Below are 14028 nucleotides of genomic sequence, written 5' to 3' on the forward strand. Positions count from 1 at the left end.
CGCCGGTCCGACACGAGCGCGGATCTGCGCGCCCGCCGCGCCGTCAGTCCAGCCAGCCGCGTTCGTCGGCGAACGCGGTCAGCCGCTCCCGGATGGTGAGGATCTCCCCGGCGGTCAGCGCGGGGCTCGCGTCGAGCAGCAGCTCGGTGATCAACCGGCGATGCTCGTCGGCGCTGAGCTGGCCGCCGCGGTCCTTGCGGACGCGCGGTGCGGCGGCGGGCCCGCCACCGCCGACCGCGCTCAGATTGATCGCCTTGGGGCCGCGGTCGCCCTCGGTCACGTCGAACTCGAAGACCCGGCCCTGGCGTAGCTCGTCCTCGTCCAGCCCGATGTCGTTGACGTGGACGAACACATCCGGCCCACCGTCCTCCGGGCGGATGAACCCGAACCCCCGCGAACTGTCGAAGGACACCAATTTCCCGATGGACACCAACACCCGCTCCTCGCCGCCGTCGCTATCGGGCAACTCTAGCTCGCCAGCTCGCCGCGGTCGGCCCGAAGCGCGGTGGCGTCGTGTGAGTCGGCCGCCGTTACGGCGCCATCTCGTAGCTGCCCGCGTACCCGAGCACCTCCGCGTAGAGTCGCCGCGCGCCCTCGGGGTCGGAGACGGGCTTTGCCAGCGCGGCCAGCGCCCAGTCCTGCTGGGCCGGGGTCGAGGACGGCTTGGTGAAGATGCCCAGCGCGTACCCGGCGAAGTCGCGGACCAGCACCTCGAAGATCGCGTCGACGAGTTCTTCGGCGGTGCCGGCCAGCGCGGCCTGTTCGACGATGAGCTGGCCGTAGGGCAGCAGGGTGAACAGTTCGCCGACGGCGAGCTGGAAGTCGAGATCGGCCAGTTGCGCGTCGGTCATCGGCGCCTGCACCGGGAACTGCACGAACCGCTCGGCCTGGGCCAGGAACAGGGCGACGTTGGGCAGGTGCTCGAATCGGCGGAACGGGATCCGCCAGTCCGCGAAACGGACTTTGCTCAGCCCCGCCGCGCCGGGCTGGCGGAACAGCGCCTCGTCGTCGCCGGGATCGCGGCGCACCGGCACCGGCGGCAGCTCGGCCGGGTTGTAGAGGAAGCTGGTCATGAACTTCAGCGTCAGCGCCATGTTCACGTGCGCGGTGCCCTCGAGCCGCGGCATCGAATCGATGATGCCGCGCGCCATCGAGAAGTAGGTGTCCTTCTCGAATCCCTTGGCGGAGATGACATCCGAGAGTTCCCGGAACACCCGCTCGCCCTCGCGGGTGACCTTCATCTTGCCGATCGAGTTGAACAGCACGAACCGCCGGTCCGCCGGGGACGAACAGCGCATGTAGTCGATGGCGCGCTCGTGGTAGAGCTTCATCGCGGTGATCCGCACGTAGGCGTCGGACAGGATCTGGCGCACCTGACCGAAATCGGTGACCGGGTGCCCGAACAGGATCTTGCCGTGCGCCTGGTTGATCGTCTCGTAGAAGCTGTGCTGGACGATGCCGAGGGTGACCATCCCGATGTTGAACTTGCCGCAGTTCACGGCGGCGAGTGCGACGTCGAAGGCCCGCCTGCCGGTGTGCAGCACGTCCTGCGCGCGCACCGGGTAGTTCGCCAGATCGTAGGCGCTGACGTAGTTCTGGCCGTGGATGACGTTCTTGACCAGCGTGTAGTTGGGGTGCTGGGAGTCGGCGAGGAACCACACGTAGGCGTCGGGGCCCTCGATGTCGGTGCGCCTGCCCAGGGTCGGCACCAGCCGCGCGACGTTGCCGTTGCCGATGTAGTACTTGCCGCCGGTGGCGGTGAAGCCGCCGGCACCGTCGGGGGTGAGCAGCATGTCGGTGGCGTAGATGTCGGCGCCGTGGTCCTTTTCGGACAGGCCGAAGGCGATGACGCCGCCGCGGTCGAGTTCCTCGGCGGCGCGGGCGTGCGCCTCGGCGTTGTCGCTCTGCCAGATGGTGGCCAGCCCGAGTGTGGACACCCCCCAGGCGTACCAGTACTGGGCGCCGTAGAAACCGGTGATCTCGTTGAACTTGGAGATGAAGGCGGTGTCCCAGCGCTTGTCCGGATCGCCGCCGGCGTGCGCCTTCGGGGTCGCCATGTAGGCGAGGATGCGGGACTCGGCCAGGAAGGCCATCCAGTCGTCGTACCACTCGGCGCGGTGGGTGTCGGCCGTCAGCTTCTGCTTGCCCTTGCGCTCGAAGAAGTTCACGAGTGCCGTCAGCAGCTCCCGCGTCTTCGGATCGAACTCCGCGAAGGTGTCCGTCGTCGGGTTGAACAGTGGCATGGCAGCGACGCCTTTCATCTGAGGGCAGGTGCCTTCAATTTAGAAGTGAAGGCAGCCGCCGTCAATGCGGTGCCGCGAAGAAACCGTCCGGTGTCAGGAGCGGTAGAGCGTGCGGTAGGCCCCCAGCATCGCCACGCAGTGCTCGACGATCTGCTCGCGGGTCGCGCGCAGCGAACCGTTCAACCACGCCGAGAACATGCCCGCGTTCCCACTCGCCATGCTCACCGCCGCCAGCCTCCGCTTGACCGGATCCTCGATGTGGACGAACAGGTGATCCTGGATCAGCCGGGTGAACGCGGGCATCACCGCGATGGTGGTCTGCCCCAGGCCCGTGCTCGAATACGGCTCCACCAGGAACAGCCGCGACTTGCGCGGATCCTCGAGCACCTTGTCGACCAGCACCTCGGCCAGCGCCCGGTCGCGGGAAGGATCGTCGGCGTCGGTGAACGCCGTCATCGGATCGAGGAACTCCTCGGCGACCCCGCGGTAGAGCACGTCGAGCAACTCGTCGCGGCTGCTGAAACTCTCGTAGAAGTAGCGGTCGGTGAGGTTGGCCCGCCGGCACACCGCGCGCATCGTGACTCCCGCCGCCCCCGCCTCGCCGATCAGGTCGAGCGCGGCCTCGAGCAGCGCGGCACGGCGCGCCTCCCGGCGCTCGGTGAGCGTCGTTCCACCCCAGATGCGGGGACCGGCGTCGTCTGAATCCTGACCTGTCTGCACGGCCCCACACTATCGTTCGGCCGGCGGCGCCCCGCTCGCTCAGTCGCCCGCGTCGTCAGCCGCGCTCCCACGGTAGGCCCGCGTCGCGCCAGGCCACCACGCCGCCGTCCAGGCTCGCGGCGTCGTAGCCCGCCCGCCGGGCGCGGACCGCGAAACGCAGCGCGACCTCGCCGACCGGGCAGACGAAGACGACCGGCCTGCCGCGGGGGAACGGCACGCCGTGGGTGAGCATGTCGTCGAGCAGGTCGTCGCGCAGATTGATCGCGCCGGGCACGTGCCCGATCCGGTAGGCCATCGCCCCGCGGGTGTCGACGACGGTCAGCCGCTCGGTCCGGTCGCGGTCGGCGAGTTCGGCCGGGGTCAGGCGGGGAACGGCGGCGAGTTCGGCCGGCGTGGGCGCCGCCTCGGGATCCGCGCCGCCGAACAGGTCGGGCCTGCGCTTCTTGATATAGGACAGGTACGGCTCGAGCCGGTCGCAGACGATCACGACCGCGACGACCGGACCGTCCGGTGGCCGCCGCGAACGGTCGAGGTCGCGCAGCGTCTGCAGGGCCGCCGCGTAGGACGCGCCGCTGGTCGGCCCGGCCAGCACGCCGTACCCGGTGGCCAGGCGCAGGGTGGCCTCGATGGCGGCGCCGGAGTCGACCGCGAGGATGCGGTCGTAGAACTCGGGCCGGAACAGCCCCACGTCCCACATCTCGGTCTCCGAGCGGATGCCGGGGATGAAATCCGCCCGGGTGGACACCACCCCGATGGTGCGTAGGCCGGGATGGTGGGTGCGCAGGTGGGTGGCGGTGCCGCGGGTGGAGCCGGTGGTGCCGAGTCCGCCGACGAGATAGTCGACCCGGTCGATGCCGCGCGCGGCGAGGTCGCGGTGGATCTCGCGGCCGGTGCCGTGCCAGTGCGCCTCGATGTTCTTCTCGTTCGTGTACTGCGAGGGGTGGTGGTAGGCGCCCGGTGCCTGCGCCATCGTCGCCGCGATCACCGCCGCGACGTCGTTGGGCGCACCGGGATCGGGGCATTCCGACAGCCCGGGCAGTTCCACGATCTCGGTGCCGAGCAGGCGCAGCAGGTCACGGACCTCGCCGACCTTGATCCGGTTGGTGACCGCGCGCAGCCCGACGCCGGACATCGCGCCGAGCACCCGCAGGGCCTTGGCGGTGTTGCCGCTGGAGGCTTCGATCAGCCTCTGCCCGTCCGCGCGCACGCGGTCGAGTTCGTCGCGCAGCAGGGCGACCGCCACCCGGTCCTTCACCGAGCCGAAGGGATTGTGCGACTCCAGTTTCGCGAACAGCTCGACCCCGTCCAGGCCGTGCACCGCCGGATCGAGTCGCAGCAGGGGAGTGTTGCCGACGAGGTCGGTGATGTGGTCGTAGCGCATCAGGCGGCGGCCTCGGTGTCGGGGCGCGCCGCGAAACCCGCCTCGGTGGACTCCACGACCCACCGCCGCGGCGGTGCCCACCTCGCCGCGGTCGAGGCGGACAGATCCATGTGATAGGCGGCGGTGTTCGGGAAGACCACCACGTCACCGGGCGCGGGCAGGCCGGGCAGGGACACCTGCCGGGTCGTGATCAGGTCGCGTTCGAGACACAGCCTGCCCGCGAAGTAGACCCCCACCGCGGGACCGTCGTCGCGCCGCGCACCGGGCAGGACCAGCGGGTCGACCATCACCTCCTGGTCGGCGGGGGTCACGGTGTCGCGGCTGAGGTCGAGGGTGACCAGCACGGTGCCGTCGCCGAGTTCCTTGACGAACTCCACGCTCGCCAGCGTCAGCCCCGCGTGGTCGACCAACGCCTTGCCCGGCTCCAGCCAGAGCTCGAGCAGGTTGTCGGCCAGCACCGTGCCCAGTGGGCGACCCTCGTGCTCGGCCAGCGGGGCGGCCAGCAGTTCGGCGAGCATGTCGGCCGCGCCGACGGTGTTGCCGTACTTGTGGAACACCGGCGTGCCGTGGGCCGCACCGCCCGCGACGTGATACCCGAACGTCTGCCCCGGCCAGCTCATCGCAGGCCCACGCCCGGCCAGCCCGGCGCGCAACGCGCGGACGTAGCCGTCGAAACGGTCGGCGTCGGCGGTGAACACCTGGCGCAGCCCGCCGCCGATGTCGAGCACGTGCGGGGCGAGGCCGTGGGCGTGGGCGCGTTCGATCAATGCCAGGCAGGTCTGCACGGCGCGCACCCGATCGGTCACCGCGCCGGAATCGAGGTGAAAGGCGAAGCCGAGGAACCGGATCCGCGAGGTGGACGCGGCCAGCAGCCGCAGGGCGTCGTCGACCCGGGGCAGCGGCACACCGAAGCGACTGCGCGGCGTCCCGGGGAGGTCACCGACGCGCAGCAGCGCCGGTATCGGGTCCGTGCCGCGGGCGAGGTCGTCGAGGGCGGCGAGTTCCCAGAGGTTGTCCACGTTGATCGTGGCGCCGGACGCCACCGCCGTCGCCAGGAAGCGCGCGCCTTTCGGCCCCGTCACCTCGATCCGCGCGGGCGCGAAACCCGCCGCGCGCGCGTTCGCCAGTTCGCCGGGGGAGGCGACATCGATGCCGATGCCGCACCGCTCGGCCGCCCTCGCCAAGGCCGGCGAGCGATTCACCTTGTGCGCGTAGTACATCCGCGATCGCACCGGGCTCCGGTCGAGCACCGCCGCCAGCGCGTCCGCGTTCTCGGCGAGCACCTGCGGGAACACCACGTGCGCGGGTGTGCCGGAGTCGGCGACGGCCGCGACGGCGGCCCGGTCGTCGAGGAAGGCGCGCACCAGCGGATGCAGCCGCGCCGGTAGCGCGGGCGGTTCGCCGCTCATACCACCGGCTCGGTGGCCGGACCGGCCACCCGCGGCCGCTCCGACACCGGGGTGTAGCCGCCGTCGCGCAACGCCTCGAACACCCTGGCCCGGTTGCGCGGGCTGCGGAACTCCGCCACGACCCGCTTGGTCTCCAGGTCGACCTCCAGCACGGGGACGCCCATGCCCGCCAGTGTCGCGGTGATGGTGCGCACGCAGTGCCGGCAGCTCATGTCGGGGACGTAACAGACCATGTCCTCCGCGGCGAGCGGCTCGTCGCCGGGTTCGCCGGTCTCGGGCGCGGTCACGATCCGGCAGCGGTCGACGACCGCGCCGAAGGTCTCCACGAAGCGGTCGATCACCAGCGGCAGCAGCGTGTAGTGCCGCCCGTCGAGCTGATGCGGCATCGCCGCCAGGCAGGCGGGCCGGGTGCCGGGCCCGAGCAGCGCGTACTGGCGGGAGATGAGGTCGAGCTCGTCGTGGTACTTGGCCAGCGCCTCGGCCACCGTCAGACCCTCGGTGGTGGTCGCGCGGCGCATCACCGCGTGCGCCTCCGCGATGGTCGCGTCCTTCATCGCCCGCAGCGTGGCCACCGTCTCGGCCGTGTAGCGGACGGTGCCGTCGGGCAGCGCGACCAGCGTCGCCGGGATCATGCCGCGGCGGTAGGTCGAGGCCTGCAACTCCCAGAACCAGCGCGTGGCCACCGCGGTGAAGATGCCGGAATCGGCGAGCCCGCGGGCGAATTCGCCGGGCTCCCGGTACGGCGTCTGCCGGGCCAGCAGCGCGTGCTGTGCCAGCGCGCGCGCCGCGGCCTCGATGCCGACGCACAGGATCTCCAGCGGGTCGTGGTCGGTTGTGGTACCGGTCAGCACCGCGTGCTGCTGCGGTCCGAGCGCGGCGATCCGGGCGGCGAGCGCGGTGTCGGCGGTGAGCGCCCGCCGGAGCACGAGCACGGTTTCCCTGGCCGCGACGGGCACCAGCGGGCCGAGGCCGTCGGCGCGGAAGTGCCCGGTGTTCGGGACGCCGTCGCTGTCGGTCCAGGTCATCCGATGCGTGGCGGTGGTGACCTGCTCGGGACGGCAGGGTCGCATGAACCGCTCCAGATACATCCGCTGGGAGGTGGTGAGGTGGCTGCCGGGCTCGCCGCGCACCGGGGTGGTGGTGTATTCGACGAGCCGGGGTTCACCGGGCTCGAGCGGGCCGGTGAACAGGCCGGGCTCGGTGAGCTCGGCCAGCACCCGCGAGGCCGCCCTCCGGTCGTAGCGGGGGGTGTGCGCACTCACGTGACCTCCTCGGCGATGGTGGCGACACAGCGGACGAACCGGTCGATCTGCTCGACCGTGGTGTAGACGTGCGTGCTCACGCGCACCGAATCACGGTGCGGGGCAGCATGGTGCGCGGCCGGCACGCAGTGCGATCCGGTGCGCACCAGGAAACCGTGCTCGGCCAGCACGAAACCGAGATCGGCGGCGGCGATGCCGTCGAGGGTGAACGAGACGATGCCGTCGCCGTCGGTCTCGGGGCCGTGGGCGGGCCCGGGCAGGAAGTCCAGGCCGGGCACCGTGCGCAGGCCGTCGATCAGCCGCCGGGTGAGCAGGTGGTTGTGGGCGGCGATGCGGTCGCGGCCGAGGGATTCCAGCACGTCGAGGGCGCTGCCGAGCGCGAGGACGGCGGGAATGTCCGGGGTCCCGCCCTCGAGCAGGTGTGGCATGCCGGTCGATTCGAGGCCCGAATCAGCCACCCGCACACCGGAGTTCCCGCCCGGCAGGAACGGCAGCAGCGAGGCGTGTACGCGTCGGCCGCAGTACAGCACGCCGAGGCCGGGTGCGCCGAACATCTTGTGGGCGGCGAGAACTGTGAAGTCGGCGCCGAGGGCGGTCACGTCCAGCGGCAGATGGCCCGCGCTCTGGCTGGCGTCCACGCACAGCGCCACCCGCCGGTCCAGGCCCGCCCGCAGCGCCGCGACATCGGTGCGGCCACCGTAGACCTGGTGCAGGTGGGCGACGGTGACCAGCCGGGTGCGCGGGCTCGCGCGGGCGAGGATGTCGTCGATGTCGGCGGTGCCGCGGCGGGTGGTCGCGTACGGGACCAGGTCGATCCGCCGTCCGGCCCGGCCCAGCAGTCCGCGCAGGTGGTGCCACGGCAGCACGTTCGACGCGTGATCGGCCGGGCTGTAGAGGATCTCGTCGCCGTCGTCGAGCACGGCGAGACCCCAGGAGAGTGCCACGGCGTTGAGCGCGGCGGTGGCGCCGGGGGTGAACACGATCTCGTCGGTGTGCCCCGCGCCGAGGAAGGCGGCCGTCCGTGCCCTGATCTCGGCGATGCGTGCGGCCAGCGCCGTCGACCACGGGTAGGAGCCGCGTCCGGCGTTGGCGGTGCGCTCGCGGTGGTAACGGGTGACGGTGTCGATGACCGGCACCGGCTTCTGGGTGGTGGCAGCGCTGTCGAGATAGGTGTGGGCGGGGTCCGCGAGCGCGGGGAACAGTGCGGGCACGGACGCGAACGACGCGCCGACGGGGGAGGCGTTCGACGGGCGGGTGGACGTGGGCGAACCCGGCGTGGATGTCCGCACCGTGACCCTCCCTTCACCCACCGGGTGGACGGAATCCACGATACGCAGTTTTCCCGCCGCGCTCGAAGGTTTCACGCACTCAACATGTTTCGGCTCGCGGGCGGGGCGGTGCCGGACCCGCGGCCTACACTCGGAGGTATGCCGTTGAGCCTGGAAGAGCGTCAGGAGTTTCTCACCCGGCCGCACAGCGCGGCCCTGTCGGTCGCCGCTGGTCCCGGCCGCGGCCCGCTGCTGGTGCCGATCTGGTACCAGTACCGCCCCGGGTCGGACCTGTGGGTGCTGACCGGCGCCGACTCCCGCAAACTGCGCCACATCCGCGACGCGGGGCGGTTCAGCATCATGGTGCAGCAGGTCGAGCCCACCATCCGCTACGTCACCGTCGAGGGGCCGGTCACCGGGATCGAGCCGATGACCGACGCGCAGCACCGCGAGATGGTCGAGCGGTACCTGCCCGCCGACAAGGTGGAGTCGTATCTGAAGGCGGCCGAGGCCTACGGGCCGCAGGTCGTGGTGTCGATGCGGCCGGAGCGGTGGCTCTCGGCCGACCTGGGATCCGTCGACGACATGTGAGTGCCGTCAGTAGCGGCCCTGCACGTAGTCGACCAGCAGCTGGCGCTCGGTGGCGAGTTCGGAGATCGCGCTCTTGACCACGTCGCCGATGCTGACGATGCCCACCAGGCGGTCGTCGCGCACCACCGGCAGGTGCCGGACCCGGTGCTCGGTCATGATGCGGCGCAGGCCGTCCACCCGGTCCTCCGGCGCGCACGTGCGCACCGGCGTGGTCATGATGTCGCTGACCGGCGTGTCCAGCAGCCCCGCACCGTACTCGTGCAGGCCGCGCACCACGTCGCGCTCGGACACGATGCCCGAGATGCGGCCGCCGCCCGGCGACACCACCACCGCACCGATGTTGTGCTCGGCCAGCACCGCCAGCAGCGCACGCACCGTCGTACCGGGAGTGACGGTGGCGACCTCGCAACCCTTTCGACGCAAGATCTCCGCGATACGCATAAGCCTCACCATCCAGACTCACGGGGTTCCAGGATCGCGCGATCCCGCCCCCCACACCAGCACGAATCGGCATCGAGTGGGGGGTCGGGGTCAGTGGGGGGTGCGGGTGGGGCGGTGGAGGTCGCGGGCGAGGAGGGCGATGGCGGCTTGGGAGATGCCCGCGGAGGTGGCCAGATCGATGCCGGTGAGTTGGGCGATGCGGCGCAGGCGGTAGTCGACGGTGTTGGGGTGGACGAACAGCTGGCGGGCGGTCATCCGGCGGTTCATGTCGTTGCGCAGGTAGGCGCGCATGGTGTCGGAGAGTTCGGGGTGGGCGTCGAGGGGCTCGAGCAGACCGGCGACCTGGTGGGTTGCGGGACCGCCGCGGGTGAGCTGGTACTCCACCGCGAGGTCGGCCATTTCGTACAGGCCGGGCCCGCGTCCGGCCAGCTGCGCCAGCTCGAGCAGTTCGTGCGCCTGTTCGGCCGATTCCGGGATCCGGTCGGTGGCGGCGGTGACCACGGTCGCCGACAGCGGCACCTCGGCGGCCTTGCCCAGTACCGCGAGCAGTTCCGCGGTGAACGGCCGGTGCTGCTCGCCGTGCGGGACCAGCAGTGTCCCACCGGTGGGCGACAGCAGCGCCAGCACTTGCGCGTCGAAGGCGGTGGCCAGCCCGGATTGCACGCGGCGCAGCTTGCGGCGCGCCGCGACCTGGGTGTCGATGCGCGGATCGAGCTCGTCGGGGTGCGCGGGAATGGCCAGCGCGACCACCTGGTAGACCTCGGCGATCGGGATCCCGCTCTGGCGTGCCACCGCCGAGCTGGCGCGGCCGCTCAGCAGTGCCGAGGCCAGCGTCTGCGCGGCGGTCTGATGTTCGCGCGCGACCAGATGCTGCTCGTCGACGTAGGCGTCGCACACGGCGGCCGTGATCGATTGCAACAGTTCCAGCATGAGGTCGGTGGCGACCAGGACCTCGCCCACGTCACCGTCCTCGGCGGGCGCGGTGACCAGCCCGAACGCCATGCGCAGGCCCTCGTGGTAGGCGCGCAGGATGGTGCTCAACGGCACCGCTTCCCGGGCCCACTGCGCGGCCGCTTCGCGGACCTCGCCCAGCTGGTCGGCGGCGGGTACGGCGCGCCGGTCGAACATCTCCGCGGCCAGCGCCAGGCAGAAGCGGGTCACCTTGGTGACGTCACCGCGCAGCTGCTCCCCGGGCAGCGTCCGGCACGGGGCGGTGGACGCGAAGTGCCCGACCATCGTCGAGGCGACCCGGTCGGTGTTCTGCAACGGCACCGACGCCGGCCGCCCGCCGATTTCGAGCGCAGGCGCGGACGGCTCCGGAGAGAGGTCCGGCGCGGGCAAGGTCATGGATCAGCGCTCCCACTGCCACCTCGGGCGTCCTGCGACCGCGCCCGAATCGTGCCTCACTATAGGAAACGATTCCCACCAGCGGGTCGGCTTCGGCGAGATCGACACCGTTCGGTCGGGTATGTCCTGATTGCGGGTTCGCTTGACATGTCAGGCATTCGGATCGCCATAGCGTGCGGCGATGTCGGGCGCGGCACGCAGACGACGATCGGCCGCCGGATTCATCGCCCTCGGTGCGGTGTCGTCCCGGCGCGTCCTTGTCAGGGCCGCGGGGTGGTGTCGGTCGTGCCGAGCAGTTCGCGTTCGATCGCCACCGCGGCGTAGTGCTGGCCGCACGCCCGCAACTGCGCGATGCGGCGATGCAAGGCCTCGGTGCCGTAGACGGCGGCGATCTCGGCGATGCCGAGACGACGGGAACGTGATGGTGGCTGAGTCATGACGCCTGGCCTTCGACGGGTGTGAAGCTCCCCTGTTTCGGGTGATCCTAAGCGCGGTAATCGTGCAGATGCAAGCACATCTGTACGAACACCATTGTGCGCAAAGATTTTTCGGGACATCCGACAGTGGCCCGCGGCGCGCCGCGCCGGGGCACCGGCCGCGCACCCGCGCGGACGGCGGATCTGGGAAGGTGGACGACGTGAATCCGTGGGATCGGTTGGCCGCCGTCGTCACCGGGCGGCGCTCCTGGCTCGTGCTCCTCGCCCTGCTGCTGGCGTCCGGCGCCCTGCTTGGCCTGGTGGGCGCCAACGACTCGGCAGGACAGGCACCGACCTCGCTGCCCGACTCGGCCGAGTCGGCGCAGGTGCAGCGGCTGCTGCGGGATTTCCCCGGCGGCGACGTGGCCACCGCCATCGTCGTGCTGGACCGCCCCGACGGCGCGGAACTGACCGAGGACCAGGTGGCCGCGGCGAGCGCCGCCGTGGCGGGCCTGCGCACGGACGCGGGCGCCGCCCCGGATCGGCTCACGGTGTCCGAGGACCGCAAGGTCGCTCTCGGGCAGGTGCCGGTGCCCGGTGAGTTGAACGGCACGGCCCTCACCGACGAGATCGAGCGGCTGCGCACCCTGGCGGGCGAGGCCGTGCCCGCGGGGCTGCGCGGCCAGATCACCGGTGGCCCGGCGTTCGGCGCCGACATCGCCGACTCGTTCGCCGGCGCCGACGTCACCCTGTTGGTGGTGACCGCGCTGGTGGTCGCGCTGCTGTTGGTGCTCACCTATCGCTCGCCGGTGTTGTGGCTCGTGCCGCTGCTCGTCGTCGGTTACGCCGACCGGGTCGCCGCCGGCGTCGGCGTCGGCCTGGCCCGGCTCACCGGGCTCACCTTCGACGGCTCCACCGCGGGGATCACCAGTGTGCTGGTCTTCGGCGCGGGCACGAACTACGCCCTGCTGCTCATCTCCCGCTACCGCGACGAACTGCACCGCGCCGAGGATCACCGCGCGGCCCTGCGCGCCGCCGTGCGCCGCTGCGCCCCGGCGATCGTCGCCAGCAACGTCACGGTCGTACTCGCACTGCTCACCCTGCTGCTGGCCACCCTGCCCAACACCCGCAGTCTCGGCCTGCTCGCCGCGGCCGGACTGGTGGTGGCGGCGGTGTTCGTGCTGATCGCGCTGCCGCCCGCGCTCGCCCTGTGCGGGCGGCGGGTGTTCTGGCCGTTCGTTCCCCGTGTCGACGGCCGGGACGTGGCGGGGTCCGGGGTCTGGTACCGCATCGCCGCGGCGGTGGTGCGCAGACCGCTGCCGATCGCGGCGGCCACGCTCGGCGCCTTGCTGGTGTGCGCCACCGGGCTGTTCGGCGCGGATGTCGGACTCGCCCAGGCCGACCAGTTCCGGGTGCGCGCCGAATCGGTGGACGCGCTCGACACCGTCGCGGCCCATTTCCCTTCCGGCGCTTCGGATCCCACCGTGGTGCTGGCGCGCGCGGAGGCCGCCGCCGGCGTGCAGGCGGCGCTCGACGGCACCGACGGGGTGTCGCGCGCGATGCGCACCGGCCCCGGCCATGACGGGCTGGCCCGCTGGACCGTGGTGCTCGACGCCGCCCCCGCCTCGGCCGAATCGTTCGACACGATCCGCGCCCTGCGCACGCAGCTGGACCGGGTGCCCGGCGCCGAGGCGTTGGTCGGCGGCAGCGACGCGAAGGAACTCGACACCGCCGAAGCCGCGCGCGGCGATCAGCTGCTGGTGATTCCGCTGATCCTGGCCGTGGTGTTCCTGGTGCTCCTGGCGCTGCTGCGCGCGCTGCCCGCGGCCGTGCTGCTGATCGGGGTGACGGTCCTCAGCGCGCTGGCCGCGCTCGGGCTCGGCAGCCTGGTGAGCGAGCACATCTTCGGCTTCCCGGCGCTGGACACCACCGTGCCGCTGTTCGGCTTCCTGTTCCTGGTCGCACTCGGGGTCGACTACACGATCTTCCTGGTCACCCGGGCCAGGGAGGAGGCGCCGGAATACGGCACCGCCACCGGCATCGTGCGCGCGGTCTCGGCGACCGGACCGGTGATCACCAGTGCGGGCATCGTGCTGGCCGCGGTGTTCTGTGTGCTGGGTGTGCTGCCGCTGATCACGCTGACCCAGCTCGGCATCGTGGTCGGCATCGGCATCGTGCTCGACACCTTCGTGGTGCGCACCGTGGTGGTGCCCGCGCTGTTCGCTCTCGTCGGCGCGCGGGTGTGGTGGCCGAGCCGCCTCGACGCCCCGACGGACACCGGTGACGTGCCGGCTCCGCGTGCCGAAATCGGTTGAGGCTCAGCGCAGGACGAGCATCGCCGAGCGCACGATGCGATCGGCGATGTCGGCGTAGGACTCGTGGCCCATGCCCGCGCGCATCAGCGCGCCTGCGTAGATCAGCTCGAGCGACTCGATGATCTCCGGGTCGGGCTCGGGGGCGAGCGCGGCACTGATCCGGCCGCGGATCTCCACGCCGATGCGGGTGCGCAGGTGCTGCACATCGGGATCGCGGCCGAGCAGCGCGCCCGTCACCGCGCCGGACAACTCGGGCTCGTCGGCGACCAGCAGGGCGATCGTCCGCAATTCGGCGATCACGCGCGCCGTCCGGTCGGACCCGGCCGCCGCGGGCACGGGTGCCGCGCGCAGGCGCCGCCAGAAGATCTCGGCCACCAGGTGTTCCTTGGAGGAGAAGTAGGTGTAGGCGGTGGCGGCGCCGACGCCCGCCGCGGCGGCCACCATCCGGATCGTCATTCCCGCGTAGCCCTCCCGCGCCAGCACGTCGAGCGCCGCGCGCGTGAGCTTGTCGACGGTGTCGGCCTGTTTGCCGCTGAGCCGCCTGCGCGTCGCCTCGAGGGTGATGGAATCGCGTTCGGACATGTGTCTAGATGCTACTATTGTCGTTCCTGAACAGCAATATTCGAGGGAGAACG

At 71.6% G+C, this 14028-nt stretch carries 13 protein-coding genes; 2 read left to right on the forward strand and 11 right to left on the reverse strand.

Annotation, left to right across the window (positions count from 1 at the left end):
* Positions 1-43: 43 nt before the first annotated feature.
* From CRM89_RS05785 to CRM89_RS05815, 7 genes are all read right to left on the reverse strand, one after another.
* The gene (locus tag CRM89_RS05785; protein ID WP_060593358.1) at positions 44-436 is read right to left on the reverse strand and encodes a cold shock domain-containing protein; all 393 of its coding nucleotides are present in this window, start codon (positions 434-436) and stop codon (positions 44-46) included.
* Positions 437-530: 94 nt separating this feature from the next.
* Positions 531-2243: an acyl-CoA dehydrogenase family protein gene (locus CRM89_RS05790; RefSeq protein ID WP_098083414.1), complete on the reverse strand. Its 1713-nt coding sequence runs from the start codon at positions 2241-2243 to the stop codon at positions 531-533.
* Positions 2244-2336: 93 nt separating this feature from the next.
* The gene (locus tag CRM89_RS05795) at positions 2337-2963 is read right to left on the reverse strand and encodes a TetR/AcrR family transcriptional regulator (RefSeq protein ID WP_060591549.1); all 627 of its coding nucleotides are present in this window, start codon (positions 2961-2963) and stop codon (positions 2337-2339) included.
* Positions 2964-3018: 55 nt separating this feature from the next.
* Entirely contained in the window at positions 3019-4344 is a 1326-nt protein-coding gene (locus tag CRM89_RS05800) for a pyridoxal-phosphate dependent enzyme (RefSeq protein ID WP_098083415.1), read from the reverse strand.
* Positions 4344-5753, reverse strand: coding sequence for a Y4yA family PLP-dependent enzyme (locus CRM89_RS05805; protein WP_098083416.1), 1410 nt, complete (start codon positions 5751-5753; stop codon positions 4344-4346). Before CRM89_RS05805 ends, CRM89_RS05800 begins: the two co-directional genes overlap by 1 nt.
* Complete coding sequence (locus CRM89_RS05810) at positions 5750-7015, reverse strand: heavy-metal-associated domain-containing protein (protein ID WP_098083417.1); 1266 nt, start codon at positions 7013-7015, stop codon at positions 5750-5752. The genes CRM89_RS05805 and CRM89_RS05810 overlap by 4 nt, the downstream gene beginning before the upstream one ends.
* Positions 7012-8304 (reverse strand): aminotransferase class V-fold PLP-dependent enzyme, encoded by a 1293-nt coding sequence (locus tag CRM89_RS05815; protein ID WP_098086890.1) that lies wholly within the window; start codon positions 8302-8304, stop codon positions 7012-7014. Before CRM89_RS05815 ends, CRM89_RS05810 begins: the two co-directional genes overlap by 4 nt.
* 138 nt (positions 8305-8442) lie before the next feature.
* Here CRM89_RS05815 and CRM89_RS05820 point away from each other — a divergent pair, with 138 nt between their 5' ends.
* On the forward strand, positions 8443-8874 hold the full coding sequence (locus CRM89_RS05820) for a pyridoxamine 5'-phosphate oxidase family protein (protein WP_011209100.1): 432 nt from the start codon (positions 8443-8445) through the stop codon (positions 8872-8874).
* A gap of 6 nt (positions 8875-8880) precedes the next feature.
* Here CRM89_RS05820 and CRM89_RS05825 read toward each other — a convergent pair whose 3' ends face one another.
* From CRM89_RS05825 to CRM89_RS30805, 3 genes are all read right to left on the reverse strand, one after another.
* A complete protein-coding gene (locus CRM89_RS05825; protein WP_011209101.1) occupies positions 8881-9315 on the reverse strand; it encodes a CBS domain-containing protein in 435 nt (144 codons plus the stop codon).
* A 90-nt stretch (positions 9316-9405) separates the two neighbouring features.
* Positions 9406-10662, reverse strand: a complete 1257-nt coding sequence (locus CRM89_RS05830) for a CdaR family transcriptional regulator (RefSeq protein WP_098083418.1) — start codon at positions 10660-10662, stop codon at positions 9406-9408.
* A 260-nt stretch (positions 10663-10922) separates the two neighbouring features.
* Positions 10923-11099: a hypothetical protein gene (locus tag CRM89_RS30805; RefSeq protein WP_167547506.1), complete on the reverse strand. Its 177-nt coding sequence runs from the start codon at positions 11097-11099 to the stop codon at positions 10923-10925.
* Between the two features lie 191 nt (positions 11100-11290).
* Between CRM89_RS30805 and CRM89_RS05835 the strand changes: the two genes are divergently transcribed.
* Positions 11291-13393 (forward strand): MMPL family transporter, encoded by a 2103-nt coding sequence (locus tag CRM89_RS05835; RefSeq protein ID WP_172964447.1) that lies wholly within the window; start codon positions 11291-11293, stop codon positions 13391-13393.
* Positions 13394-13396: 3 nt separating this feature from the next.
* Here the strand turns inward: CRM89_RS05835 and CRM89_RS05840 are convergent, their stop codons facing one another.
* Positions 13397-13975, reverse strand: coding sequence for a TetR/AcrR family transcriptional regulator (locus CRM89_RS05840; protein WP_098083419.1), 579 nt, complete (start codon positions 13973-13975; stop codon positions 13397-13399).
* Positions 13976-14028: the final 53 nt, after the last annotated feature.

Origin of the sequence: Nocardia sp. FDAARGOS_372, from assembly GCF_002554515.1 — a bacterium.
GTDB classification, from domain to species: Bacteria; Actinomycetota; Actinomycetes; order Mycobacteriales; family Mycobacteriaceae; genus Nocardia; species Nocardia farcinica.